Source organism: Specibacter sp. BI4 (genome assembly GCF_056680095.1).
The window spans coordinates 1,906,202-1,931,109 of the sequence record NZ_CM155265.1; the positions used below are offsets into that span (position 1 = coordinate 1,906,202).

Sequence of the window (24,908 nt, forward strand, 5' to 3'; positions counted from 1 at the left end):
AGCGGCACACCCTTCCAGTTGCCCGCAGCAGTGGTTCAAAAATCCCGAAACCCCGGAATTTTTGCACCACGGCTGCGGGCAGTTTTGTGCACTGCGAAAAGGAGATGGCGGCGGGCGGCGGCCGGGCACGGCACCCGGGTGACGGTGTCCGGCGTCGTCCGCGATGCCGGCAACTTGGCCATGGCGGCTAAACTAGGAAACATCATGACTAAAGCTGCCTTAATCCCCACTGTCACCGCCGAAACTCCTGTCCGGGTGCGGTTTTGCCCGTCGCCCACGGGCACCCCGCACGTCGGACTGATCCGCACCGCCCTGTTCAACTGGGCCTACGCGCGGCACACCGGCGGGAAAATGATTTTCCGCATCGAGGACACCGACGCCAAGCGTGACAGCGAGGAAAGCTACCTCCAGCTCCTCGACGGCCTGAAGTGGCTGGGCATCACCTGGGACGAGGGTGTTGAGGTGGGCGGCCCGCACGAGCCGTACCGCCAGTCGCAGCGCGGGGACATTTACACCGGTGTCATCGAGAAGCTGGTCGCGGGCGGGCACGCATATGAGTCGTATTCCACACCCGAGGAAGTCGAAGTTCGTCACAAGGCGGCCGGCCGGGACGTTAAGCTTGGATACGACAACTTTGACCGTGACCTCACCCCCGAGCAGATTGCTGCCTTCAAGGCCGAGGGTCGCCAACCGGCGCTGCGCCTGCGCATGCCGGATGCCGACATCACGTTCACCGACTTGGTCCGGGGCGAGATCACCTTTAAGGCAGGATCAGTCCCGGACTACGCAATTGTCCGCCCCAACGGTGCGCCGTTGTACACGCTGGTCAACCCCGTGGATGATGCCCTCATGGGCGTCACCCACGTGTTGCGCGGCGAGGACCTGCTGTCCTCCACGCCCCGCCAAGTCGCCCTGTACCAGGCGTTGTACGCCATTGGTGTTGCCGAGTACATGCCGTTGTTCGGCCACCTGCCCTACGTCATGGGCGCCGGGAACAAGAAGCTCTCCAAGCGCGATCCCGAGGCAAGCCTGTTCCTGCACCGCGACAACGGCTTCATCCCCGAGGGCCTGCTGAACTACCTGTCCCTGCTGGGCTGGTCGCTCTCCGCCGACGAGGACATCTTCACCGTTGCGCAGCTGGTGGAAAACTTTGACGTCAAGGACGTCGTGGCCAACCCGGCCCGCTTCGACATCAAGAAGGCCGAGGCCATCAACGGCACGCACGTGCGCCTGCTCGAGGCCGGCGACTTCCGCAACCGCCTCGTCCCGTACCTGCAGGCCGCAGGCCTGGTAGGCGATGTTTTGACGCCGCGCGAGGACGAGATCCTCACCGAGGCCGCCCCTCTGGTCCAGGAACGCATCACGCTGCTGGGCGAGGCGCCCGAGATGATTTCCTTCCTGTTCAAGACGGACGACGGCGTTGACGTCGCCGCGGATGCGCTGAAGGGCATGCCGGAAAACCTGGCCGAGGTCCTGGATGCTGCGCTGGCAGCCCTGGAGCCGCTTTCAGCGTGGGATGCCGGGTCGATCCAGACCGCGCTGAAGTCCGCGCTTGTTGAAGGACTGGGCATCAAGCCGCGCTTCGCGTTTGGCCCTGTCCGCACGGCCATGTCGGGCCGCAAGGTGTCGCCGCCGCTGTTTGAGTCCATGGTGATCCTGGGCAAGGACTCCTCACTGGCCCGCCTGCGCGCGTTCCGAGGCTAAGCACCTTGACGCTCAACGCTTCGCAAAACGCCCTTGCATCCGCCCCGTTCGCCGGGCGGGTCAAGGGCGTTTTGTTTGACATCGATGAAACCATTGTCGACCTGTACCGGGCCATGGCGGATGCCATGATCGCCGCGTCCGCCGAACTGCTGCCGGACTTTGCTGCGGCCGACTGGGATAATTTCGCGGCCCTCTACATGGCCGATGTGCACGACTACTACGACCGTTATGTGGCCGGCGAGTTCACGTTCAGTGAGCAGCGGGGCCTGCGGGCCCGGGCCGTGTTTGAGCAGTTGGGCTTCGGTGGCTTCGACGCCGCCACCGAGCAGCGCTGGATTGCCGACTTTGAGACCGCGCAGCCGCTGTCCATCCGCGCCTTCGACGACGTGGTGCCGCTGCTGGACGCCCTGGATGCAGCAGGCATTCCCTACGGCGCTGTCAGCAACAACGTCCACGACTACCAGCGCGCCAAGCTGGACCAGGCCGGGCTGCAGCGGATCTCCGTTCTCGTGGGGATCGACACCGTCAACGTTTCCAAGCCTTCGCCGAAGATTTTCCTGGAGGGGTGCCGGCTTCTGGGCACCGGGCCGGGGGAGACCTTGTATGTGGGGGACAACTTCATGGTCGACGGCGTCGGCTCGGTCAACGCCGGCCTGCACGGGGTGTGGTTGAACAGGGAAGACAAGGCCGTTCCCGAGGTGCTGGAAAGCGAAGCAGCCGCGGCGTCCGGGGTGGCTGCCATTGCCGATTTGCGCCGGCTGCACGCGTTGATGGGACTGGAGAGCGGCGCCGACCGGCTGTGACGCACGGCTCAGCAGAAAACGGCATTCCCGTTTTGGTGTTCAGCAATCTCTCGGGTATAGTTTTATCCCGGCGCGAGGGCCGCAGAAACCCCGGGGAAACCCGAGGATTTCAGGGCCGCGCGCAGCCATTGGGATATGGTGTAATTGGCAACACATCGGTTTCTGGTACCGACATTCTAGGTTCGAGTCCTGGTATCCCAGCGCTTGCAAAAGCCGCCTTTCATTTGGCGAGCAAGGCAAACTTCAGGTAGCATTCTTGAGGTTGGTTGAGCAAAAAATGAATGTACTAGGGCCCCATCGTATAGCGGCCTAGTACGCTGCCCTCTCACGGCGGTAACACGGGTTCGAATCCCGTTGGGGTCACAAGCAAGGCCGGAAACCTACGGGTTTCCGGTCTTTTTTGCTTTGCCCAAAGCGATTGCGATTGGGTGCAGGCCCGCGCAAGCGCAGGGCCAGGTGGCGTCGACGGACGCTCACGCAGATGCACACGAGACACCACTGAACCTATTGTTATTCGATATACATTGATCGATAATCAATCCATGAACGAATCAGTCTTGATCACACTTCGGGTCTTCCTTGTCATGATCTTCCTGGGCGCCCTGCTGGGACAAATAGTGGTTGTCCCTGCTGTTGCGAGCGACTACGCGGCAATATTTCCGGAGGTCGCGGTCCTGGCCACGCCCTATGCGCTGGTGGCCATAGTCGCGATCGCTTGCCTTCAAGTGGGGCTCGTCGCAATCTGGAGACTACTGGCGAGAGTTCAAAACAATTCGATTTTCTCGGACGGGGCTTTCGGATGGGTCAACGTGATCATCTGGTCAGCCACCGCCGCCACGATATTGGTGCTGCTTCTTGGCCTGCACCTGCTTGGCGTCATGAATCTCGGCGGACCCGGCGTGCTGCTCACCGTAGGCGGGGCCACCGTCTGTGGAACAGCCGTCGTCCTCCTCATGGTCGTCATGCGGACACTGCTGCGCAACGCCACCACGATGGAGAAGGAGCTTGAAGCGGCGCTCCAGTGACGCCCATCGTCAACACCGGCGCTCGGCTTACAGCCCAGCATGCAATCCGCCGCATCTTGGATTGCCAGCACGGGAACGCCCTTCGTCGGGCAAACGCTCATATGGAATGGCTTGCTAACGAGCTGGTGCTTGACGGGCCCGGTCGCTAACAAGTGACATTTGGGCTCAGGGGGTCGTTGTTGCCTTTCGATCCCGGTGCACCGGGGGCGAATCACCACAACGACCCCCGCAACTTTCAAATCTGCCTTTTGCGGGGGCGAATCACCACAACGACCCCCGCACCGGTGTCGGCGCCCCGCATATTCGCGCCAGTTCCACTGAGTTCACAAATAGTGCCCAGCAATGGGCGGAACTTTTGCCGCGAACTGGCATGATGAAGCTGTGAACACCTCCGAATCGAGCCAACCAGGCGACAACGACGCCGCTGCCTTGGTACAACGAGCCACAGAACAGCTGGCCAAAGAACAGCCGGGCACTGCGCATCTCGCCGCCGAGCAACAGGCAGCCGTCGACCTGCTTGAAAGCGTGCGCACCGAGCTGGGCCAGATGTACCTTCCGCTTGAACTGCCGGGCGTCGAAGCAGCCCGCGACACGGCGTCCTCCGCGCTGGGCCAACTTGACGACTACATCCTGCCCAGATGGCGGAGCCTTGATGCGCCGCTGTTGGCCGTAGTGGGCGGCTCCACAGGCGCCGGCAAGTCAACGCTCGTCAATGCCCTGGTGGGCCATCCGGTGACCCGGTCGGGCGCCATCCGGCCCACCACGCGCCAACCCATACTGCTCCACCACCCCGATGACGCCGCGTGGTTCACCTCCTCGCGCGTGCTGCCAACGCTGCACCGTGTCCAGGGCAGCCCCGTCAAGGACAAAACCCCCGCCTCCCGTGCCGGGGCGGCCCCGGATGCCGGCGCCATGACCTCACTGGTGCTGGTGGCCGATCCCGCGGTGCCTGCCGGCGTGGCGCTCCTTGACGCCCCCGACGTGGATTCCATCTCCGATGACAACCGCCAGCTCGCCGGCCAGCTGCTGGCGGCCGCGGACCTGTGGCTGTTCGTCACCACGGCCAACAGGTACGCCGACGCGGTGCCGTGGAAACTGCTGCTCAACGCCGCCTCCCGCGACATCACCGTCGCCGTCATCCTGGACCGGGTCCCGCCCGGCGCCGAGCAGGAGATCGCCGCGGACCTGCAGGAAATGCTGACCCGCGAAGGCCTGCCCGGAGCGCAGCTGTTCGTGGTCCCCGAAACCACCCTCGACGAGCTGGGCATGCTCCCGGCCGCAGCAGTGGCACCGATCAACGGCTGGCTTGCGGACATCGGCAACGACGCAGCGGGCCGCGCCGACATCGTGCGGCGCACGCTCAACGGCACCGTCCGTTCCCTCGGCGGGCGCCTGACGGAGCTGTCGCTTGCCGTCCAGGCCCAGCACGACGCCGGACGGCAGCTCGAAGCCGACGTCCAGGCCGCGTTCGCAGACGCCGCGGCGCGCATCAACAAGGCAACCAGCGACGGCACGCTGCTGCGCGGCGAGGTCCTGGCCCGATGGCAGGACTTTGTCGGCACGGGCGAATTCTTCCGGGCGCTGGAAAGCGGCATCGGCCGGGTGCGGGACAGGATCGGGGCATTCTTCAAGGGCCAGCCGCCGCCGGCTGTCAAGGTTGAGGTGGCCATTGAAACAGGCCTGCAGGCAGTCATTGTTGACCAGGGTGCCCGGGCAGCCGAGGACGCCGACCAGCGGTGGCGGGCAGATCCGGCCGGACGCCAACTTCTGGGCATGGACGACCTCTCCGGCGTCAGCACGGAGTTCCCGGCCGAGGTGGCCGCCGAAATCCGGGCCTGGCAGGGCGAAGTCATGGCGTTGATCCGGGCCGAGGGCGCAGCGAAACGTTCCCAGGCCCGATGGCTGTCGTTTGGCGTCAACGGCATGGGCGTCATCTTGATGGTCGTCGTGTTCTCCTTCACCGGGGGACTGACGGGAGCTGAAGTGGGAATCGCAGGAGGCACCGCCGTCGTGGGTCAGAAGCTTTTGGAAGCCATCTTTGGCGAGGATGCCGTGCGGCGTCTGGCCAAGGAAGCCAAACAGTCGCTGGATTCACGCTGCGCCAGCCTGCTCGAACGCCAGCAGCAGCGCTTCCTCAGCAGGCTGGGGCCGGTGGAAGATGCCGCAGAACCGCTCGTGCAGCGCCTCGAGGGTCTGGCCGTCCACCTTGCAGAACTTGGCGGGCAGACTGGTCGGAGCAGCCCCAGCGGCAGGCGAAGCCAGACCGGGACGGGGGAGGACGCATGAGCCGGCACCGCGAGAAACGGTCCGAGTCAACGCTCGACAGGCAGCTCATTGCGCTCAATGAGGCCCGCGAACTGGCAGAGGGACGGCTGGACGAGGCCGCCCTGGCCGATGTTTACGGCGTGCTCGAGCGGGCCACAGCCAGGCGTTCACTCAGCGCCGAGCACACAGTCGTCGGGTTTTTTGGCGCGACCGGCAGCGGCAAGTCATCGCTGTTCAATGCCGTTGCCGGCACGGACGCGGCGGGGGTTGCCGTGCGCCGGCCCACCACCAGCGACCCGCTGGCCATGGTGTGGGGGATGGAGGGCAGCGCGCCCCTGCTGGACTGGCTGGAGGTCGCCGACCGCCGTGAAGGCGACACCGTTCCGGGCCTGACGGACGACGGCGGGGGACTCGTTTTGCTTGACCTGCCGGATTTCGATTCGGTCCAGTTGAGCAACCGCCGCACGGTGGAGCGCCTGGCCGGGCAGGTTGATGTGCTGGTGTGGGTCGTCGACCCGCAAAAGTACGCCGACGCCGCCATTCACAACGATTTCATCAGGCCCTTTTCAACCCACGCCTCGGTGACCCTCGTGGTCCTCAACCAGGTGGACAGGCTGGCAATCGCCGAGGTGAAGCCGGTGTTGGAGTCGCTGGAAGCCATCCTGGACCGTGACGGTTTGGGCCAGGTGGCGGTATCGGGCGTCTCGGCCGTGACGCTCGAGGGCGTGCCTGAATTGCGCCGCCGAATTTCCTCCGTGGTCAAGGCCAAGGCGGCCAAGTCGGCACGGCTGGCGGCGGATGCTGCAGTCGCGGCTGAGCGCCTGTCCGAGGCATCAGGCGGCGGCGATGCGGCAGGTGTGCACCAACAGGACAGGAAGTCGCTGGCGGCGGGACTGGCTCGCGCCGTGCATGTTGAAACTGTCGTCTCCGCAGTGCAGACCTCCTACCAACTCGAAGCCACGAAACGGACGGGCTGGCCGGTCACACGCTGGCTGGTCCGGTTCCGCAAGGATCCGCTGCGCCGGTTGAGCCTGCGGCGGGAAGGGGCGTCCGAGGTAAACAGGACGTCGCTGCCGCCCGCCGGGTCTGCCCAGATGGCGCAGCTGGATTCCTCCGTCCGCGACTTTGCCGACGCCACGAGTTCAGGCTCGCCCGGGCCGTGGCGGGCGTCCATCCGGTCCGCCGCGCGCAGCAACCGGGAGGAGCTGCCGGACGCCCTCGACCAGGCCGTGGCCGGCACCGACCTCAAAGCCAACACGCGTGCGTGGTGGTGGCCGGTGTTCGCCGTCATCCAGTGGCTTGCGCTCCTGGTGGCAGTGGGCGGACTCGTCTGGCTGGGTGTGCTGGCCGGGCTGGGGTACTTCCAGATGCCCGTCCCGGAGGTGCCGAAGTTCGAGGGCTGGCCGCTGCCCACGCTGATGGTGATTGCCGGCGTCGTGCTGGGCATCTTCCTTGCCGTGACCAGCAAGTTCCTGGCCCTGGGCGGCGCCAAGGCCCGGGCAGCCCAGGCCCGACGGCGGCTGCGCGAGAGTGTCGCCGGGGTGTCCGGGGACCTCGTGGTTGCCCCGACCGAGACCGAGATTGCCCGGTACCGCGACTTCCAGGACGCACTGGCCGCCGCCCGCTGAGCGCGTCTGTGCCGTAAATCAGGAAGCCAGGGTGTCGCGGCACTTGAGGAGCGTGCGCAGATTCCGGGTCGTCGTCGTGCTTTTGTAGCGGGGCCGGGCCGAAAGCTTGCTGAACGGGCTGTCCAGGGTGCTTCCCGCAGCCACCGGCCAGGCGAGGGCGTGGGGGCTGAGCCTGGCAAGTTCGACGCCGGGCAGCTCGCCCCCGTGCCTGGCGAGCTCGTCCAAGACGGCCGGATCCGAGGAGAGTGTCACGTAGCTGTGGCGGGCGGGATCGTCGGCCGGCCAGGGGGACGCTGCGATGGCGGCCTCCAGCTGCGGCAGGTCCAGGACCACGACCCAGGCGTCATAACCGAACTTTTCACGCAGCAAGTCCTCCACCATGGATTTGAGTTCCGGTGCGGCGACCTCGGCCGCGCACACAACATTGCCCGAGGCCAACAGGGTTTTCACCCGGGTCAGGGGGAGTGTGGCGAGGGCCGCGCGCAGCTCGGCCATCTTGACGTTGATGCCGCCGACGTTGATCCCCCGAAGGAACACCGCGTATTTGGTCATGCGCAAACCTTACCCCGCCACAGTTCTGTGGTGCAGTCGTTGGACGTTCATCAATCGATTTGCCTTGACTAACGTCCAGCCCGTATCGGTGCTCCAGACCGAGTACTCCCTCTTCGAGAGCGAAGCACAGGTGGTGTTCCCCGTCCTGAACGAACTCGGAATCGGCTTCGTCCCTGCTCGCCGGCACCCGCAGTGCCGAGCGCGTCGCGGAGAACGTCGGAGCCGCCCACCTCACCCTCACCGGTGCCGATCTTGCCCTGATCTCTGAGATTCGCTCCGCGGGAGGATTCGGCTCCCGCTCTCCCGAAGGGATGAGCCCAGACGGGAAGTAGGAAGCAAAAGAAACACAACGGCGAGGGACCTTCTAAGTCGCCACCCGCGTCTTTGGCCGGTGCCATGAATAGAGCGGGAGCGGCGGAGGAAAGGGAGAGTCCGCGCTGTTGGCATGAGTTCGATCCGGCCGAGTACGGTGTCAGGCGCGGCGGCCCGCATTCAGCGGTTCGTGCACTGTGGTGGCCATTGAGACCAGGGCCCGATAGGCGTCGCTCACGGTGTTCGTGTCGAGCGGGTGATCCTCGTGGAGGCTGCGGTAGCTCCACCAGCCCCACATGAGTGCGTCGACGGCACGGGCGGCGCCGTCCGCGATGGAGCGGCGAAAGATCATCAGGGACGCCTCCTGGAAGTCACGGAGGAGGTCCGCTACCTGTGGGCTGCATGCACCGTCGCGGTGCATCTCCTCGTACAAGCGGATGTCGTCGGGTGTCGGTGCCGTTGCTCCGCACATGGCAGCCACGAGCGCGTCAACGATCTCACCGTCAGTTCGCGCGTCCTTCAATGGGGCCGCGTATCGCGGTTCCAGCTCCTCGCGCAGTGTCTCGAACGCGCTGACGATCAATGTTTCCAGGTCGGAGAAGTAGTACGTCGTCGATCCCAGGGGCACGCCGGCCTGTGCAGCGATGCGTCGGTACGATGCCGCGGGTACACCTTCTGTCGCGATGACCTCCAATGCTGCATGGAGGATCCGGGGTCGGCGTCCCGGATCGTTCGGCTTGCCCTTTCGCACATGCACCACTTTCAACATTAACTCAAGCATTTACCCTCGTACGCATATTCTAGTAGCCTTGATCATGGCAGCGATCTCAGGAGGAATACCATGGACGGCGACACGCTGCAGCAACACGCCCGCGGCCGCGTTGAAGAGCTTCCAGGGGCTGGCATGGAGCATCCTTTTGGGCCCGACTGGGAGGTATTCAAAGTCCGCGGGAAAGTCTTCATGCTCATCACCGACGTCACCGGTGAGTCGATCGTGATTCTCAAGGCGGATCCGGCGGACAGCGAATCGCTCCGTCAGGAGTATGAGAGCATCACGCCCGGCTACCACATGAACAAGCGGCACTGGATCACACTGCATGACGGCGGGGAACTGGAGAAAGGGCTTGTCGATGACCTCGTCACCGAGTCGTACCTGCTCGTGGTCGAGAAGCTGCCGCGCGCGACGCGCCCTGTCGACCCCAAAACGTTCGGCCGGAGGGACCAGTGAAACTCTCCGGCGAGCAACTGCAACAACACGCCCGTGTCATCGCGGCATCACTCGAGGACGTCACCCATGGGCGCCCGTTCACGGCGCACCTTGATGTGTGGAAGGTGCGCGAGAAGGTGTTCCTCATCGTCACGGACGATGATCCGGACCTACAGATCGTTACCCTGAAGGCAGACCCGCACCGAGGGGATGCGCTGCGCCGCGACTTTGAGACGATCACGATCGGGCGCTATCTTAACAAGCAGCACTGGATCACTGTCGGGACCGGCACCGGGATCACGACACAACTTATCGGCGACTTGGTGCAGGATTCCTACGACCTTGCCAACGACCTCCACCGAAAGCAGCAGCCGTGAGTGAGACTCCGTCACTATTCGACATCGATGACACTTCGCGGCCTCTGGCTGACCGGCTCCGACCGCGCACCCTCCAGGACGTCGTCGGGCAGGACCATCTGCTCGCCGCGGACGCGCCGAGCGGGCGGATGATCAATACACAGCAGTTGGTGTCGATGGTGTTGTGGGGGCCGCCCGGATGCGGGAAGACCACAATCGCCCGGCTCCTCGCCAAACAGACGAACCTCGCGTTCGAGCCGCTCTCCGCCACCTTCTCCGGCGTCGCCGACCTCCGGAAAGTGTTCAGCGCTGCCCAGCTCCGGCGCGAGGTCGGTCAGGGGACGATGCTGTTCGTCGACGAGATCCACCGCTTCAACCGCGCCCAGCAGGACTCGTTCCTGCCCTATGTCGAAGACGGCACCATCGTGCTCGTCGGCGCGACCACGGAGAACCCCAGCTTTGAACTCAACGGCGCTCTGTTGTCCCGCAGTCAGGTCTTCGTCTTGAAGCGCCTCGACGACGCCGCGCTCACCACCCTCATCACCCGCGCCGAAGCGCTCCTTGGCCAGCCACTGCCACTGACCGGCCAGGCCCGGCAGGCGCTGGTAGCGATGGCCGACGGTGACGGCAGGTACCTGCTGAACATGATCGAACAGGTACATGCCCTGCCCGCCCCCGTGAACCCGGCCACCCTCGCCGCCGCCGTGCAGAAACGGGCACCGCTCTACGACAAATCGCAGGAAGGCCACTACAACCTCATCTCCGCCCTCCACAAATCGATGCGCGGCTCCGACCCGGACGCAGCCTTGTATTGATTGGCACGGATGCTCGACGGCGGTGAAGACCCCCTGTTCATCGCCCGCCGCATCACCCGATTCGCCACCGAAGACATCGGCATGGCCGACCCGAACGCCGTCCAGCAGGCCCTCGCGGCCTGGGACGTCTACGAACGCCTGGGCTCACCCGAAGGAGAACTGGCCATCGCCCAAGCCGTCACCTACCTGGCGACCGCACCCAAGTCGATCGGCGTGTACCGAGCGTTCAACAAGGCGCGCGCCGCGGCGAAACGCACCGGATCGCTGATGCCGCCGGCGAACATCCTCAACGCCCCGACCCGCCTCATGAAAGACCTCGGTTACGGCGACGGATACCAGTACGATCCCGACACCGAGACAGGGTTCTCCGGCGCGAACTACTTCCCCGAAGGCATGCCCCGGGAGATCTTCTACGAACCCACCAACGGCGGTTACGAGCGAGCCATCACCGAACGGCTGCGCCACTGGGCGCAACTCCGGAACGGCGAGACCCACTAGCCCACCCTCGATTCCGACACACACTGACCCATCTCTGACAGGCCCCATCACATGACTGGGACAACCGAGCCTCGCACCGTACGCTCCTGGCTCAGGATCCCGACGATCGGAGGCCCAAATGGTGGGGTCCGTCGGCAGATGGCCAGCGTTGGAGCATAGTGACTGTTTTGGCAGTCTTTAGCAGGTATTGGAAGGCTGAAATCGGATATGCCTAAGCTTCGGCTTTCACGTGACTGAAGCTGGCAAGGAATTCCATCTCGCTTGGTTGATCAATTCCCATGGACCAACGAGCACCGTATTCTCCGAGTGCTGGGGAAGTCTTGAAGCCCTTGCCTGAGAATCCGGCCATGACTAGGACGCTGTCCATTGTTGGATGCGGCTGGACATACTCGACACGGCTGTGGGTATAGGCCTCGAAGTATGGATTCACACGGAAGGGGTAGCCATCCAGACCGGGGAGGAAGGATCCCACGAGAGCCCTTATTGCTTGGAGGTCCTCTTCGGTCACTCGCATGTCGGCCAGATCGGGCGAATCAATCGGGAGATGGTGGGAGAAGCCCATTCCAAGTTTCATCGCGGTTCCGTCGGCCGTGGGCAATCCGTATGAGAAGTTCGGTTCGAGGCGGATGAATGGAAGCATGCCCTGCATGCCTGTCGGGGCCTTCGGATGGAACCATGTTGAGAGCAGTCGTCGGGGTGCTAGATATGGCTTCATGTCGGGGAGAAGGGTGGATGTCCACGCTCCTGCCGCGACGACGATCCGGTCAAACTCGTCCGTGCGGCCATCTGCGGTGACGAGCACACTGTCGCCTTGTTGTTCGATGTTTGTGACGCGAGTATGGGTGCGAACCGTCGCCCCGTTGTTGCGTGCCGCGGCGGTTGCTGCGCTGACGGATCGTTCGGGATAAATGGTTCCGGCATCCAGATCGAGGATCGCCAATTCATCGTCGTCCAGCGTGTACTGCGGGTATTCGCGGGCCATTTCCTCTTTGGTCAGCACTTGGGCGCGGCTGCCTATCAGCTCGGCCGATTTCAGGGCCACCCCAGTGCCCGGCGCGGAGCCCGAGCAAATGGCCAGTGCCCCGCCCAAGTTGCGCAACCGCTGTCCGGTCTCCGCTTCGAGTTTGCGCCATAGGTGGTCGGCGCGTTCAATGATGGGTTGGTGCTGCAGGTTTTCGATTTCAATGTGTCTGAAAAGGCGCGACTCGCCTCCTGCTGCGCCGCGCGAATGACCGGGATTGTAGAGTTCGTATCCCGTAACTTGGCAGTCCAACTTTGATAGCTGCCAAAGTGTCTGGGAGCCGATGCTACCGGTTCCGACGACTGCGATGCGTGGTCCCTGCATGGTACTCATTTCTCGTTCGGTGGTGGCTGGAAGCTTAGATTAGTTGAGTCCGGCGTAGAGGCCACGGTGGATGGCCTTTCGCGATAGTAGAAGAATGATGCCCGAGACGATGGAGGTGGTGCCTACCGCCATGAAGTAGGTGTCGTTGGAAACGACCGTAAAGAACTGGCCGAGCAAGCCGGACAATGATGAGCCGAGGGCAAGTGTGAGGAAGTTCAGCGCCACCATTTGGGCCTTGAATTGCTTGGGACCGATTTGAGTGGAGAGGGCGAGACCGATGGGGCCGACGAAAATCTCCGAGCTGCCCACGATGAACATGAACAGGATGATGAAGGCGAACGGGATCATCTGGCCCGAATACATGGTTGAGATTCCGAAAATCACAAAGAAGGAGATGCCTATTTGTATCAGCCCGATGGAGAACTTGGTTCCGGCCTTTGGCTGCCTGGTCCTGAGCTTTTTCCATACCGACGCCGCTAGGGGGAGTGTGAGTACGCCGGAAAGCGATGAAATCATGGTGATCCAGCCAACTGGGAAGGTCCAGCTGCCGAAGGTAAGGTCGACACGATCGGCAATTAGCAGAGACGTTGCGGTGAACTTCTGGAACAGGAAGCCAAAGTACAGTCCCGACGCGAAGAACAGTGGGATGAACGCTGACACGCGCTTCTTCTCGAATGCCGTGACCTCCTTTGAACGTAGGATCACCATGAAGTAGGCGGCCGCGGCGAGAAGTGTCAGAACCGTGACGATTGAAGCCAAGCGTTCGCCGCGCAGCAAGCCGGTCACGGAAGCAATAACGATGATAAGGATGGCGGCCAGTGCCACAATTCCTACTCGCGCGAACTGGTTTTTTGGCAGCGGTTTGGTGATCTGGCTGGCACGTTCCGGAAGGTGTTTGGAGGAAGATACATATTGCACCAGTGCCAGGATCATGCCGACTGCCGCAAGTCCGAAGCCGAAATGGAATCCCCATTGGTTTTGGGCGAAACCTGTGGTTAGGGGTCCGAGCACTGCCCCGGAATTGATGGCCATGTAGAAGTAGGAGAAGCCGGCGTCTCGTCGTGATTCGGTTTCCTCTTCGAGGAGGAACCCGACGATGGATGTGATATTGGTTTTCAGCGCTCCGGTGCCGAAAATGATCATCACCAGACCTAAGCCCAGGCCGGTCATCCCAGGCATGAATGCCAGGATGATGTGGCCCAGGGCGATGACGATCCCTCCATACAAGACCAAGTTCCTGGGACTGATCAGTCGTTCACCCAGCCAGGCACCGAGAAGCTGCGCGAGGTAGACAGCACCGCCGTAGGCGCCGACAATCCCTGCCGCCGTGGCCGGGTTCATGGCGAGGCCTCCCTTGTCCAGGGAATACAGCAGGTAGAACGTGAGGATGCTCTGCAAACCGTAGAACGAGAAGCGTTCCCAAAGTTCCGTGAAGGCCATTCCGCCAACGCCGCGGGTCTCGGGCTTCGGTGGTCGTGTTATGGGGGGAGCGTCAGAAGTCATGTTGGATCCTTTGTTGCTGGAGAATTCAAGGCAAATGGCGAGCTCTGCGCAAGTGTCTAATATGTTGGCGGGGCCATGGTCCACAGCACTCTGGCCGGGTGCTCATTGGTGATTTCGACGATCTTGTGGGGCTGGCTGCTGTTGTAGCTCACGGAGTCCAGATGGCCCAGTCGATGGGTATGGTCTTCGATGGTGACTTCAACCTCTCCTTCAAGAACTAGGAGCACTTCTTCGGATGCGCCGTGGGTATACGCGGTCGCGCCGGTTGTTCCTCCTGGCTCGAGGACCCCGAGCAGCATTTCCAGGTGGTCAAAGTGTGATGGGGTCAGCTTTACCTTCGAAGCCTTTTCGCCAAAGTGAATCCGGTTGGCGTCGCTGTGACGCAAGACCGGACTCGACTGGACCCTCGAGTCCTGAAAAAGGTCGCCGACATTCAGACGAATAACGGCGCAAATGCGCTGCAACGTCCCGACGCTTCCGCTCGCGATTCCCCTCTCGAGTTGAGACAGGTATCCGGTGGTTATCCCGGCCTCCGACGCCACCTTATCGAGGGTCATCTGCAGGGCCTGCCGACGCTTGCGGATTCGATCGCCTACGGACGGCGTGTGTAGTGACTCAGATCTCATATTTGTGAACGGTACAGGAGATTGTAGGTGGAGTAAAGAATATTGAGTTCTGATTACAGTCGATTGAGCTGAACCGGAGTTCCTTTGAACTGCCCAGGGGTTGCCGCCCTCGAGGCGCGGCCGTAACCATGGTGACGCTGATCGCTGTGCGGACGCGGCTGAACACGAGACCTCGCCGCCAGAACGGTCCTCGACGATTCTTCTCCGCCGGGCGGGTCGAACGAGAACGCGACCGACTGCTACACCAGCGCGTACCGCCAGGGACCGGCATGTCCCCGTCTCCGTAAGCCGAGCCAGCTCGCGGAGATCAGGGCAATCTACCCTTCCGAGTGTTGAACTGCCTTGCAGCAATCAGTGAAGAAATCGGGACGCTGGATGGAATCGAGAAGATCATTAGGGGCAGGGGGCACGTTGCGTCTGCGGAAGGGTTCGTTGACCAGCCAGCCGTCGTGCTTCAGCCTTTCGCGTAGTTCAGGGCGCAGGTTTGGTCCGGCCTGCCAGGCTGCCAGTTGCCATGACGAATCATGCAACTCACCCAGAAATGTCCGAAACGTGCCCTCCTTTAGCTGTATCAAATGTTACAAGAAATAAAAAAGCTTCCATTCTTGTAATTTTTCCTATATCTTAGTAACCAAGGCCGCAAAAGTGAGACAGCTCACCAACAACACTTTTGGACAGGCAGACTGGGACCCGCCACCGGGCACCCGCCTTTCGACCCAGCAAATTGAGGACAACAAATGCGCGTTATTGACATCCCGGCAGGCGACAACAGTTACGCTCTGGTGCTGCACGGTGGGGTCGGCGGACGAGTCAAGGAATTCTCCACCGACGAGCAGCAGGCATACTCCGCCGGGCTTTCAGCTGCGTTCGATGCCGGCCAGCGAGTGCTCGAGACTGGCGGAACCGCCCTCGACGCCGTATGCCTCACTGTGGAGCAGTTGGAGAACAACCCCGTTTTCAACGCCGGATGCGGCGCGGCGCTGACCGCAAAGGGCGAGGCTGAACTTGACGCCTCCGTTATGACCGGCAGCGGCAGCGCCGGGGCAGTGGCGGTTTCACGGTATGCAAAGAACCCCATATTCCTAGCTAGAAAAGTGCTTGAGGAGAGCGAGCACGTCTTGCTCGTTTCGCCCAGCGAAGCACTAGTTGCCTCTTGGGGCCTGGAAGTCGTTGAACCCTCCTACTTCGTCACCGATGCCCGGCAGAGGCAACTTGCAGCAGTGCAATCAAAACAACTCGCTGGCTCACGCCACGGCACGGTTGGGGCGGTGGCCCTGGACTCGCATGGCAATGTAGCCGCAGCGACCTCAACCGGCGGTATGGTCAACCAGCATGAAGGCCGGGTTGGCGACACGCCCATCATCGGCGCAGGCACTTACGCCCGTGACGGCGTCGTCGCAGTTTCCTGCACCGGCACGGGGGAGGCGTTCCTTGAAGGTGTGGTGGCCCATGAGATCTACGCCCGCATGCGCTATGCCGGAACCACGCTGCCGGATGCCGTCTCAGCCACCATCACGGCGGAACTTGACACCCGTGACGCCGACGGCGGCATCATTGCCGTGGGTGTCGACGGCCGGATTGTCGTCGCGCACAATTCACCGGACATGTTTGCCGCGTACTGCGACGCCGGCAACCTCGTCACCCTGACCTAAGGGCACTGCAATGACACCCATTAAGACTGACGTCCACAACCGCATGGACAGCATGACACCTGCCGAACGGAAAGTAGCCCGGACTTTACTGGCGGATTACCCTGGCGCAGGACTGGTCAGTGCGTCCAGCCTGGCCAAGAGTGCCGGAACAAGCACTCCAACGGTCCTTCGCTTGGTGAGTCGCCTAGGCATGGCGGGATACCCGGAGTTTCAGGCCCGCTTGCGGGAGGAGATCACGCTGGAACTGCGGTCCCCTGTCCACCGAGCCCAGCAACGATCGTCGGAAACCAAAGGCGAGCTTGGACTCGCGGCCTACGTAATGCCACGCCGAGATCTTCTTGACAGGTTGATCTCAACGGTCCCGCCCTCCGAGTTCGACAAGCTGGTCAAGGTCCTGGGCAGCAAGCCGCGATCAGTGCTGATCTCGGGCGGTTACTACTCGGTGAACCTTGCCGAAATTCTGGCCCTCCAGCTCGACCAGATCGTTTCCAACGTCAGCCTGACCAAGGAACCCTTCGGCCGCGACAGCGGCAAGTACCTGGACTTGCGCAAGAACTCGGTTGTCATCATCTTCGACTTCCGCCGATATGAGCTGGCCAGCAAGAAAGTCGCTGAAATCGCCAAACAACGGGGCGCAACCGTCGTCGTTATCACCGATCAGGAACTCTCACCCAGCGCCGAAAATGCTGACATTGTGCTGCCCGTGGCCGTCGAAGGAGTTCCCTTTGACTCGTTTGCCGGGCTCATGGTTCTCGTTGAAGCAATTGTGGAGGCGACGTTCAGACTCAGCCGAGAGTCTGGTCTGGAGCGCATGAAGAACTGGGAAGAAAACATCCACGTGTACCGCGCATTCTCTGCAAATCCACAGCCCGAAGAGGAATCATGAGCTCATCAACGCCCAACTCGGCAGTCACAGCTTCTTCCCTAGGGGATCCTGAGCGAAACGCCATCACCGAGCCCATGGTCAGCCTGGCAAGTGTCGAGAAACACTTTGGGATGCTTCACGTCCTGAGAAACATCAACCTGACCATCAAACCGAGGGAAGTTGTCGTTGTTATCGGCCCGTCCGGCTCGGGGAAATCCACGCTCTGCCGCACCATCAACCGACTGGAAACCATCGGTTCCGGGGAGATCAAGATCGACGGCCGGAAACTTCCCGCCGAGGGTGCCCCCCTCGCCAAACTCCGCGCCGACGTCGGCATGGTCTTCCAGTCCTTCAACTTGTTTGCCCACAAGTCAATCCTGGAAAACATCATGCTGGCACCAACAAAGGTTCGCCGGATCTCCCGCAAGCAGGCCGAGATCGAGGCCATGGCACTCCTTGAACGGGTGGGTATCGAGGCGCAGGCCCACAAGTTTCCCGCCGAGCTATCCGGCGGCCAGCAGCAGCGCGCCGCGATCGCCAGGGCCTTGGCCATGCACCCCAAGGTGATGCTGTTTGACGAACCCACCTCCGCGCTCGATCCCGAAATGGTCAACGAGGTCCTCAACGTGATGACTGACCTTGCCAGCGAGGGAATGACCATGCTGGTAGTCACCCACGAGATGGGCTTCGCCCGAAAAGCCGCCGACCGCGTGATCTTCATGGACCAGGGCCAGATTGTCGAGCAAAATACGCCCGCCGCCTTCTTCGACTCTCCCCAGACTGAACGCGCCAAGTCCTTCCTCTCTTCCGTCCTCACCCACTAGCCACACCCATCGACCGGGTTTCACCGGCCATTTCCATGAACGCCCTAGGAGCCTCCATGTCCAAATTAGTTGGCCGACGCCCATTTCTCGGCGCCGTCGTCGTTTCAGCCGCACTTGCCTTGACGAGTTGTTCCGGGGGAACCGGCCTGCCAGGAGACCTTGCCGGCTCCGGGGCCAGTCCCGCGTCGGAAGCCATTTTCAAGAGTGCGCCCGTGGCAGCCGCGGACTTGATCATCCCTGGATCCACCATGGAGGCCATCAAGAAGCGTGGCAAGCTCATCGTCGCCACCGCCCTTGACGCTCCGCTTGTTTCCCAACAGGACCCGCTGAACCCGGAAAATGTTACCGGCATGGACGCTGACTTTGCGAAGCTGTTGGCCATTTACATCCTTGGCAAGCCCGAGGTCCAGTGGGTCCCCTCTGCGGCTGAAACCCGTGAGGCGATGCTGGCCAACGGCACTGTGGACGTCGTCATGTCGACCTACACGATTACGTCTAAGCGGGCACAGCAGATCTCATTCGCCGGTCCGTACTTCATGTCGGGCCTGGCCGTTGCCGTGAAGAGCGAAAACACGGCGATCCAGGGCATTGACGACTTGGCCAATAAGAATGTCATCGTACAAACCGGCTCCCCAGGCATAACCCAAATGCCGGAGCAGCAGCCATCTGCCACGTTGATCCCGTTCGCGACCACACCGCAGGGAATCCAGGCCCTGGTCCAAGGGCGCGGTGACGCCTATGTCCAGGACTATGTGCTGTTGTCCAGCCAAGCCTCTTCAAACAAGGACATCAAGATTGTGGGCCAGCCGTTCACTCAGGAACCGTACGGCATCGGCCTCAAACACGATGACACCACGTTCAAGGACTTCGTCAACAAGTTCCTGGTCACCATTCAGGACGGCGGGCAGTGGACACAAGTGTGGAAAACAACCCTCGGAACAGTCGCCGACGCGGACGCCCCGAAGCCCCCGGCCATCGGCTCCGTTCCCGGTTCCTGATCCGGCACTTGCCAAGAGAATCAGGAAAATTACAGTGAGTGAACACCGATGATCATTTCCCCGGAGAACCTGCAGCTCCTGCTCCAAGGACTCGGAACCACCATCTTGATTGCCATCATTGCCGGGATTGGGGCAATCCTTGTGGGAACCATAGTCACCACCGCCCGTGTCAGTCCCATTCCCATCCTGCGCGGGGCTGCGTTCGCCTACGTGCAGTTCTTCATCAACGTCCCGCTCTTGGCATTGCTGATCCTCGCCGTCTTTGCACTTCCGGCGGCCGGACTCATCCTCCCCTTGGTCCCCACGGTAATCATTGTCCTGACCGTCTATGAGGCTGCCTATGTCGCCGAAGCCCTGCGCAGCGGCGTAAACACGGTGGCGAAGGGCGAGATCGAGGCCGCCCGGGCTCTGGGCCTGTCCCTGGTGCAGTCGTTGCGCTACGTGATAGTGCCGCAGTCGTTTCGGGCCGTGGTGCAGCCGATTGGCAATGTCATGATCGCACTGGCCATGAATACAGCGCTTGCCGCCGTCGTCGGCGTCCTCGAACTGACATCCCGAGTCAACAGCGTAAATCTGGTTTACGCCCAGCCCATCTTCTTTTACACCAGTGCGGGACTTGTCTACATGGCAATCGCCCTGGCTATTGGAACCAGTACGGGTTGGGTCGAACGAAAGGTGGCGATAGTCCGATGAGTTTCATTTACGACGAGCCCGGCCCCCGGGGCAGGCGCAACATCATGATCACATCCGTGCTGAGCGTGCTGGTATTGGCCGGACTCATAGCCCTCGGGCTGTGGCAGTTTGCCTCTCACGGCCAGCTGGATCCCAAGATTTGGGCCCCCTTCACCCAGTGGCCCATCTGGCAGTACCTTTTTGTCGGACTGTTGGGGACCTTGCAGGTAGCCGGGATCGTGGCCGTGCTGGGGTCCATCGTGGGTGTACTTCTTGCCCTGGGGCGGCTCGGCCGATTTAGGCCAGTACGCTGGTTTTGCACCATATACATCGAAATTGCCAGGACCGTTCCCGTCCTGCTACTGATCTACCTGATGCTGTTCGGTCTACCTCAGTTGGGAATCAACGTTCCCGTACTCTGGAAGCTAGCCATTCCCCTCGTCTTTTCAAACTCGGCCGTCTTTGCCGAAATTGTCCGCGCTGGCATCAAAAGCCTGCCCCGTGGCCAGTCGGAAGCCGCACTAAGCCTCGGCCTAAGCGGCGCGCAGACAACGATCTTCGTCGTGTTGCCGCAAGCGTTGCGTAACATCGCGCCGTCGCTGCTCAGCCAGTTTGTCAGCCTACTCAAGGACACCACCCTTGGCTACATCGTGGCCTTCACTGAATTGCTTTACCGGGGCCAGTTGCTCACCTCGTACCTCCACCAGCTGATTCCGACCTACATAGTTATTACCGCCATCTACCTGGTCGTCAGCGGGAGTCTGACGGCCATCGCCTCCCGGCTGCAAAAAAGACCTCGGCGCAAGGCCGCAGCACCAACCGATACGACCTTGGTCCCAACTCTGGGCCACTCGGCGGCAGCCATCCGCTAGATTGGGCTGGCTGCCCAGAACTGACATGCGCCACAGCTCCACCCAAGGGGGCTTCCATTGCAGGAAGCCCCCTTGCCGGCGCCCGGATCAATAGTCGAGGCAAATGATCCTTAAAGTTGAGCTACGCAAGCAGCACTCATGGCTAGGGACCATTCCGGGGGCGACGCCCATCGCACCTCGTTCAGTAATTTCAATCTGGCCGTCACCCCGGCGATGTGGTGGACGTCGCCGGCGCCAATGGGCCGGTACGCCCACCCTCTTGCGACTGCTGGCCGGCGCCGATCAGACCCAAACTGCCAGCGTCAGCACGGACTGCAGCAAGGCTACCAAAGCGTTGGAGTCCTCGGCCGAGGCGCTGGGCTCGGGCAATGCCGAGGACGACGACCGATATGCCATCCCCTCTTGGGAACAAGCGGGGGAGGCTGACAGGATGGAAAGAATCCGTGATCAAATGGGGATGTCGCCGCTGTTAATTTACAGTATGTTTGTGGAATTACGTGAGATGAAGATTCGAGGCGGTTACGCCGGATTGCCTGTCGTCTTGGGCGGTAAGGTTCTTGCTCCTCGAAATGATTTCGCCCCGTGATTACGGCGATCGGAGGGCCAATATTTAGGAGCCGCCGGCGGAAGTAAGTTTCGCCTGGAATATCCGCGGAATCCCGATGATTTTTGTCCGCCGGTTTAAAAGCTAGGTGAAAAATTGAGCCCATTTCCGCCAAAATATGCGAAAAACGTGACCAACTCTTCGTTCAATAACGTGAATAGAACGTGATCTGGCACCTCGGCGCACCCGATCAAAATAGCGAAACCGCAGGTCAGAGGCCATTTTGTGCCCCGGACTGGAATCGAACCGGCGGCCAAGAGTTACTCAGGACTCTCATGCCAACAGCCTCCGTTGACGGTCAAAAACTGCTAGTTTCCGGGGGAGTCCGAGACGACGAGGCCCCTTTGACATGACAACAATTGCCACAGGTTTTCATTGAAAAACGTGAGTAAAACGTGACGTGGACCTGCAGCGTAGCGTCGGAGCTGCTGTTTGATGGCCGTTTGCAGGTTCATCGGCATGATGGACGGCATATCACCGGTTGTCGAGAGTGGGCCGTCGTGCGTCAACGACATGTGTTGTTCCCGGCGCCGTTTTAGTCCGGTCGGTCAGGCGGCCAGTTGCGCCCGCGAAAGATGCAATTTGGTGACTTTTTGTTGGGGGAGTGGATCATGAACTTCCTAAATCTGGCGTCATTTTTACCCCTCAGTTGCGGTCTTGGCCGGCCATAATCTGGATCAATTTCGTGAGTCAAACTGCGAACCTGAATTGACGGGCGGAGACGACAAAGTGCGAGCATTCCGATTGTCGCGGGTCCAACAATTGGAGGACCTAGAATCCTTGTTACACCTCCTAGAGCTGTATGACCTGGATGCTGTATTCTTCCGATGAAGTGAAACTTCGAGGCGGGGGCAGACAGGGCTTGGGCGTGGGGCTGAGAAAGACCACTAGAGACCTGTCTGGCTCACGCCGTACTCTGCCTGCTCCGGAGTGAAACCCTCGTAGGCCAGCTGGTCAATGAGCCCGTCGCGTGAGAAGGCAGAGTAATCGAGGTAATCTTTGGCAGCCTTGGCAGCCTTGGCAGCCTGCTTGTTCCAGTCGACGATCACACGGTCCACGGCCCAAGTTGCATCCGCGGTCGAGTATTTCTCGTACTCCAATTGCGAGATCAGACTGGTGCGCGAGAAAGCAGAGTAATCAAGGTAGTCTCTGGCGGCTCGAAGTGCGTTTTGTTGACTGAGCGTTCCGGCCGCAGCCTCAGCCTCAGCTTTGGCCGCCGCTTCCGCCTTGGCGCTGGCCGCGGCTTCTACTTTGGCGCTGGCTTCCGCCTCAGATTTGGCCATAGCGCTGGCTGTCGCTTCAGCTTCAACTTCGCCTTTGGCGCTGGCCTCAGCGTCGGCTGTGGCCTTGGCTTCTGCAGCGGCGGACGCCTTTAATAGGGGTTCACAGGTAGCTACGATCTCATGGGCCGCGGACTTAAACGGTCCCGCTACGAGGCTGAACGTCTTGCGTTCCTTGTGGGCGAATGCTAGTTCGTGGAACGGTTCCTGCATTACGGTCAGTGGCACACGAAGCTGCTCCGATGACGTATCAGCGACTTTCTTAAGCGCACCGGCTTGGGCCGCCGCCTCGGCGACTGTCTCGTCGCTTAGCTCGGACAGATCAGTTAGAAACTGAGCGGACGCCGATACTAGCCCACCGTCAGTGCCGAAAAGGGATTGACAGGTTTCAGTGTCAGACACTTCAATTGCAGTTGGAGATGATGGGGACGCTGAAGCGGTAGCTGTGGTTTGATGTGCGCTTATATTCGTGGTGTCGGGGGGAGGCGCCGAGCATCCAACGACTAGCAGCGCACAGGAAATTAGGGCAATCTTCTTCATTAACAGTCCCCGTGTGGTTAGAAGTAAGTCACTCGACACCTTCGGTGGCGCCGGGATCAAACGCAAATTCAGTTTATATAAAAGTGTGATTACTTCTAAAGGTATCCTGTTTCGGGACTTTCATAACACTGCTTACACTCATTTTACACATTGACTGCGGTGCACCACGATAAGTGTTGAGGCGGTGCTTCTGAGGCGGCTGAGTTCACCCAGCCTGACACGTAGGAGTCCTGAGCTCTGCATGCTACAGCAGAAGCTATGTGGCAGTGTGCTGCCGGTGACATGAATCTAAGTATGGTGAAAGTCAGCTTGAGAACCTGGTGACATGTTCAGTTCCGTGAGATAGGTCAAACTATCTGGGAACCTACGCTCGCCTCTGGCAAAGGATTCGGAACGCGCAGGATTTTCCGGTCCTTTTCCTTCAAAACCCGGCCTTCACTCAAGCCAACCAAGGCTTGGGTTGTATACCGCCCATACTGAAGCTTATGCAGGGATTGCGTGAGTCGTTCGATGTGCATTCTAAGGAAGTCCAGAATGCGCCAGGCCTCCAGCGGCGTCAGGGACAGCGAGCTACCGAATGCAAGTTGCCTTCCATAATCGTAATGAGGAAGTCCAAGCTCCTTCTCACTTTCTTTAGGGTCTCCACCGATACCTAGTGACTGAATCTTCTCCTCGAACTCCGCTTTGCCAGCCGGGGTACGTAGGGAGTCCCGAAGGTGCGAGAGCTTATTGCGAATCCACCGGATAGCATCGACGTCCTCGTGCTTGATGTCGACGTCGAGGTAGGCCTTGTAAAAGCTTTCGCACTCGTTGGCACGCCACGAATCTTCAGTTGCCAGTTTCAGGAGTCCCGAGCCATACCGGCGCAGCGTCTCGTGAGCGGACTCCTCCAGGAACACCTCATACAACGTGAATGATTCCTTGATCACGGCTGCCGCGAGCTGGTACCAATACTGCTCCCAGAAAATACCTACGCGATCCATGAAGAGGTTGTAGCCCTCGTCTCCGTGTGATGTCTGAGGATCAAATGTGCCTTGAGAATCGTTTCTGGCGGCTTCCTCTTGTCCTTCGAACCAGGAGGTCATCCCCTCGGCACTGGAGAGAAGGAAACTTCGCAATTCCAACTCTTCTCTATGCCAAGTGACATATCTGCCTGTGTTTATTTGGTGGTTAAGCCCTTTTATGCGATCTTCTAGATTCATGTCCGAAGACTACAAGAGAGGCATCTCCGATTTCACGAACTCCACTGGTGTCACGAAATTGGGGCAGGTGTCAAACAACTTGGGATCCTACAGAACCTATGTAGCATCCCGCGTTGGGTGTCACCACCAGATCGCTCTGACTTGTGACGATGCACGGCACTCGAATGCTGAAATTCTCAATTGCGTGACACTTTCCTAGGCCACTAGCTCCAATCGAACGGTCAATCTAAAATGCCGTCTATGGTCAGTTTAAAGTTGCAGCTAACAACCGACGCGGGAAGACTTGGATTACTGGCTGGATACGTATCGTATGGAGCCCCCTGAGGCACCCAACCAAGTGCAGTGGATGTACGCATCCGAACTTGCCCAGAAAGCTATATCGGCGGAACTTCGCGAACCCGCTTACCTGGCGGGTATAGGTGTCATAGTCGGAACGTTCGGGAGCTTGCTCTCACTGACCCTGTGAAACGGACAAAGCGGTTCAGAGATAAGTGATTCCGCTTACGGCCGACTTAGCGCAGTGCGTTGGACTCTGGACAGCCAGTGGAGTCGACTTCGGAAAATGAAACCGGCAGAGTTTGAACGTGAGCTCATCTCCGAACACACCAAAGCAGGATTGGCCTCGGCCCGAGCCCTGGATATATTAGCGGCCGGCGATATAAGATGACCTCTGCCAAGGTCCGGAGGTCGATGGCTCCATGGGCCACAAGGAAACGAAGATCGCCGCGTTGTGCGCAGAACTCGGCATCACCCATTAGAC

At 60.8% G+C, this 24,908-nt stretch carries 23 protein-coding genes and 2 tRNA genes; 18 read left to right on the forward strand and 7 right to left on the reverse strand.

The features are described 5' to 3' along the window. Window positions 1-204 precede the first annotated feature (204 nt). The 7 genes from gltX (at window position 205) to AC1L6K_RS08785 (ending at window position 7,425) form a co-directional block, all read left to right on the forward strand. Window positions 205-1,704, forward strand: coding sequence for a glutamate--tRNA ligase (gene gltX / locus AC1L6K_RS08755; protein WP_480952313.1), 1,500 nt, complete (start codon window positions 205-207; stop codon window positions 1,702-1,704). Window positions 1,705-1,709: 5 nt separating this feature from the next. Further along, complete coding sequence (locus AC1L6K_RS08760) at window positions 1,710-2,507, forward strand: HAD family hydrolase (RefSeq protein ID WP_480952314.1); 798 nt, start codon at window positions 1,710-1,712, stop codon at window positions 2,505-2,507. A 129-nt stretch (window positions 2,508-2,636) separates the two neighbouring features. Continuing rightward, window positions 2,637-2,708: transfer RNA gene (locus AC1L6K_RS08765), tRNA-Gln, on the forward strand. Between the two features lie 89 nt (window positions 2,709-2,797). After that, window positions 2,798-2,870 (forward strand) — tRNA-Glu (locus AC1L6K_RS08770). A gap of 179 nt (window positions 2,871-3,049) precedes the next feature. After that, entirely contained in the window at window positions 3,050-3,532 is a 483-nt protein-coding gene (locus AC1L6K_RS08775; RefSeq protein ID WP_480952315.1) for a DUF2975 domain-containing protein, read from the forward strand. Window positions 3,533-4,078: 546 nt separating this feature from the next. Then, window positions 4,079-5,818, forward strand: coding sequence for a dynamin family protein (locus AC1L6K_RS08780; RefSeq protein ID WP_480952718.1), 1,740 nt, complete (start codon window positions 4,079-4,081; stop codon window positions 5,816-5,818). Continuing rightward, complete coding sequence (locus AC1L6K_RS08785; RefSeq protein ID WP_480952316.1) at window positions 5,815-7,425, forward strand: GTPase; 1,611 nt, start codon at window positions 5,815-5,817, stop codon at window positions 7,423-7,425. The genes AC1L6K_RS08780 and AC1L6K_RS08785 overlap by 4 nt, the downstream gene beginning before the upstream one ends. Before the next feature lie 18 nt (window positions 7,426-7,443). On the opposite strand, the gene AC1L6K_RS08790 is transcribed toward AC1L6K_RS08785, so the two are convergent. Together AC1L6K_RS08790 and AC1L6K_RS08795 are read right to left on the reverse strand one after the other, a co-directional pair. Further along, on the reverse strand, window positions 7,444-7,977 hold the full coding sequence (locus AC1L6K_RS08790) for a DUF1697 domain-containing protein (protein WP_480952317.1): 534 nt from the start codon (window positions 7,975-7,977) through the stop codon (window positions 7,444-7,446). Between the two features lie 472 nt (window positions 7,978-8,449). Further along, window positions 8,450-9,070, reverse strand: coding sequence for a TetR/AcrR family transcriptional regulator (locus AC1L6K_RS08795; protein WP_480952318.1), 621 nt, complete (start codon window positions 9,068-9,070; stop codon window positions 8,450-8,452). Between the two features lie 60 nt (window positions 9,071-9,130). Between AC1L6K_RS08795 and AC1L6K_RS08800 the strand changes: the two genes are divergently transcribed. Genes AC1L6K_RS08800 through AC1L6K_RS08815 form a run of 4 tightly spaced genes read left to right on the forward strand, consistent with a single transcriptional unit; the run spans window position 9,131 to window position 11,165 of the window. Then, a complete protein-coding gene (locus tag AC1L6K_RS08800) occupies window positions 9,131-9,517 on the forward strand; it encodes an MmcQ/YjbR family DNA-binding protein (protein ID WP_480952319.1) in 387 nt (128 codons plus the stop codon). Further along, window positions 9,514-9,873 carry an MmcQ/YjbR family DNA-binding protein gene (locus AC1L6K_RS08805; protein WP_480952320.1) on the forward strand — a complete coding sequence of 120 codons (360 nt, stop codon included), beginning with the start codon at window positions 9,514-9,516 and terminating at the stop codon, window positions 9,871-9,873. The genes AC1L6K_RS08800 and AC1L6K_RS08805 overlap by 4 nt, the downstream gene beginning before the upstream one ends. Continuing rightward, window positions 9,870-10,667, forward strand: coding sequence for an AAA family ATPase (locus AC1L6K_RS08810; protein WP_480952321.1), 798 nt, complete (start codon window positions 9,870-9,872; stop codon window positions 10,665-10,667). The genes AC1L6K_RS08805 and AC1L6K_RS08810 overlap by 4 nt, the downstream gene beginning before the upstream one ends. A 9-nt stretch (window positions 10,668-10,676) precedes the next feature. Then, a complete protein-coding gene (locus AC1L6K_RS08815; RefSeq protein WP_480952719.1) occupies window positions 10,677-11,165 on the forward strand; it encodes an AAA family ATPase in 489 nt (162 codons plus the stop codon). 211 nt (window positions 11,166-11,376) lie between these two features. Here the strand turns inward: AC1L6K_RS08815 and AC1L6K_RS08820 are convergent, their stop codons facing one another. Genes AC1L6K_RS08820 through AC1L6K_RS08830 form a run of 3 tightly spaced genes read right to left on the reverse strand, consistent with a single transcriptional unit; the run spans window position 11,377 to window position 14,639 of the window. Then, window positions 11,377-12,519, reverse strand: a complete 1,143-nt coding sequence (locus AC1L6K_RS08820; RefSeq protein WP_480952322.1) for an FAD-dependent oxidoreductase — start codon at window positions 12,517-12,519, stop codon at window positions 11,377-11,379. 30 nt (window positions 12,520-12,549) lie between these two features. Further along, a complete protein-coding gene (locus AC1L6K_RS08825; RefSeq protein ID WP_480952323.1) occupies window positions 12,550-14,013 on the reverse strand; it encodes a peptide MFS transporter in 1,464 nt (487 codons plus the stop codon). Window positions 14,014-14,069: 56 nt separating this feature from the next. Beyond that, the gene (locus AC1L6K_RS08830; RefSeq protein WP_480952324.1) at window positions 14,070-14,639 is read right to left on the reverse strand and encodes a cupin domain-containing protein; all 570 of its coding nucleotides are present in this window, start codon (window positions 14,637-14,639) and stop codon (window positions 14,070-14,072) included. A gap of 737 nt (window positions 14,640-15,376) precedes the next feature. Between AC1L6K_RS08830 and AC1L6K_RS08835 the strand changes: the two genes are divergently transcribed. From AC1L6K_RS08835 to AC1L6K_RS08865, 7 genes are all read left to right on the forward strand, one after another. Continuing rightward, window positions 15,377-16,291 carry an isoaspartyl peptidase/L-asparaginase family protein gene (locus AC1L6K_RS08835; RefSeq protein ID WP_480952325.1) on the forward strand — a complete coding sequence of 305 codons (915 nt, stop codon included), beginning with the start codon at window positions 15,377-15,379 and terminating at the stop codon, window positions 16,289-16,291. Window positions 16,292-16,301: 10 nt separating this feature from the next. Continuing rightward, window positions 16,302-17,177, forward strand: a complete 876-nt coding sequence (locus AC1L6K_RS08840; RefSeq protein ID WP_480952326.1) for a MurR/RpiR family transcriptional regulator — start codon at window positions 16,302-16,304, stop codon at window positions 17,175-17,177. A gap of 74 nt (window positions 17,178-17,251) precedes the next feature. Next, window positions 17,252-17,980: an amino acid ABC transporter ATP-binding protein gene (locus tag AC1L6K_RS08845; RefSeq protein ID WP_480952720.1), complete on the forward strand. Its 729-nt coding sequence runs from the start codon at window positions 17,252-17,254 to the stop codon at window positions 17,978-17,980. Window positions 17,981-18,036: 56 nt separating this feature from the next. Next, window positions 18,037-18,978 (forward strand): glutamate ABC transporter substrate-binding protein, encoded by a 942-nt coding sequence (locus tag AC1L6K_RS08850; RefSeq protein ID WP_480952327.1) that lies wholly within the window; start codon window positions 18,037-18,039, stop codon window positions 18,976-18,978. 48 nt (window positions 18,979-19,026) lie between these two features. Then, entirely contained in the window at window positions 19,027-19,671 is a 645-nt protein-coding gene (locus AC1L6K_RS08855) for an amino acid ABC transporter permease (protein ID WP_480952328.1), read from the forward strand. A 44-nt stretch (window positions 19,672-19,715) separates the two neighbouring features. Then, window positions 19,716-20,522: an amino acid ABC transporter permease gene (locus AC1L6K_RS08860; RefSeq protein WP_480952329.1), complete on the forward strand. Its 807-nt coding sequence runs from the start codon at window positions 19,716-19,718 to the stop codon at window positions 20,520-20,522. Window positions 20,523-20,781: 259 nt separating this feature from the next. Then, a complete protein-coding gene (locus tag AC1L6K_RS08865; protein ID WP_480952330.1) occupies window positions 20,782-21,108 on the forward strand; it encodes a hypothetical protein in 327 nt (108 codons plus the stop codon). 905 nt (window positions 21,109-22,013) lie between these two features. On the opposite strand, the gene AC1L6K_RS08870 is transcribed toward AC1L6K_RS08865, so the two are convergent. Together AC1L6K_RS08870 and AC1L6K_RS08875 are read right to left on the reverse strand one after the other, a co-directional pair. Next, complete coding sequence (locus AC1L6K_RS08870; RefSeq protein WP_480952331.1) at window positions 22,014-22,808, reverse strand: Ltp family lipoprotein; 795 nt, start codon at window positions 22,806-22,808, stop codon at window positions 22,014-22,016. Between the two features lie 485 nt (window positions 22,809-23,293). Next, window positions 23,294-24,148 (reverse strand): hypothetical protein, encoded by an 855-nt coding sequence (locus AC1L6K_RS08875; RefSeq protein WP_480952332.1) that lies wholly within the window; start codon window positions 24,146-24,148, stop codon window positions 23,294-23,296. Window positions 24,149-24,908: the final 760 nt, after the last annotated feature.

Bases quoted from the DNA above. Each gene is read 5' to 3' on its own strand.
- gltX (WP_480952313.1), top strand. From the start codon at position 205: ATGACTAAAGCTGCCTTAATCCCCACTGTCACCGCCGAAACTCCTGTC.
- AC1L6K_RS08775 (WP_480952315.1), top strand. From the start codon at position 3,050: ATGAACGAATCAGTCTTGATCACACTTCGGGTCTTCCTTGTCATGATC.
- AC1L6K_RS08780 (WP_480952718.1), top strand. From the start codon at position 4,079: ATGTACCTTCCGCTTGAACTGCCGGGCGTCGAAGCAGCCCGCGACACG.
- AC1L6K_RS08785 (WP_480952316.1), top strand. From the start codon at position 5,815: ATGAGCCGGCACCGCGAGAAACGGTCCGAGTCAACGCTCGACAGGCAG.
- AC1L6K_RS08790 (WP_480952317.1), bottom strand. From the start codon at position 7,977: ATGACCAAATACGCGGTGTTCCTTCGGGGGATCAACGTCGGCGGCATC.
- AC1L6K_RS08795 (WP_480952318.1), bottom strand. From the start codon at position 9,070: ATGCTTGAGTTAATGTTGAAAGTGGTGCATGTGCGAAAGGGCAAGCCG.
- AC1L6K_RS08800 (WP_480952319.1), top strand. From the start codon at position 9,131: ATGGACGGCGACACGCTGCAGCAACACGCCCGCGGCCGCGTTGAAGAG.
- AC1L6K_RS08815 (WP_480952719.1), top strand. From the start codon at position 10,677: ATGCTCGACGGCGGTGAAGACCCCCTGTTCATCGCCCGCCGCATCACC.
- AC1L6K_RS08820 (WP_480952322.1), bottom strand. From the start codon at position 12,519: ATGAGTACCATGCAGGGACCACGCATCGCAGTCGTCGGAACCGGTAGC.
- AC1L6K_RS08825 (WP_480952323.1), bottom strand. From the start codon at position 14,013: ATGACTTCTGACGCTCCCCCCATAACACGACCACCGAAGCCCGAGACC.
- AC1L6K_RS08830 (WP_480952324.1), bottom strand. From the start codon at position 14,639: ATGAGATCTGAGTCACTACACACGCCGTCCGTAGGCGATCGAATCCGC.
- AC1L6K_RS08835 (WP_480952325.1), top strand. From the start codon at position 15,377: ATGCGCGTTATTGACATCCCGGCAGGCGACAACAGTTACGCTCTGGTG.
- AC1L6K_RS08840 (WP_480952326.1), top strand. From the start codon at position 16,302: ATGACACCCATTAAGACTGACGTCCACAACCGCATGGACAGCATGACA.
- AC1L6K_RS08845 (WP_480952720.1), top strand. From the start codon at position 17,252: ATGGTCAGCCTGGCAAGTGTCGAGAAACACTTTGGGATGCTTCACGTC.
- AC1L6K_RS08850 (WP_480952327.1), top strand. From the start codon at position 18,037: ATGTCCAAATTAGTTGGCCGACGCCCATTTCTCGGCGCCGTCGTCGTT.
- AC1L6K_RS08855 (WP_480952328.1), top strand. From the start codon at position 19,027: ATGATCATTTCCCCGGAGAACCTGCAGCTCCTGCTCCAAGGACTCGGA.
- AC1L6K_RS08860 (WP_480952329.1), top strand. From the start codon at position 19,716: ATGATCACATCCGTGCTGAGCGTGCTGGTATTGGCCGGACTCATAGCC.
- AC1L6K_RS08875 (WP_480952332.1), bottom strand. From the start codon at position 24,148: ATGAATCTAGAAGATCGCATAAAAGGGCTTAACCACCAAATAAACACA.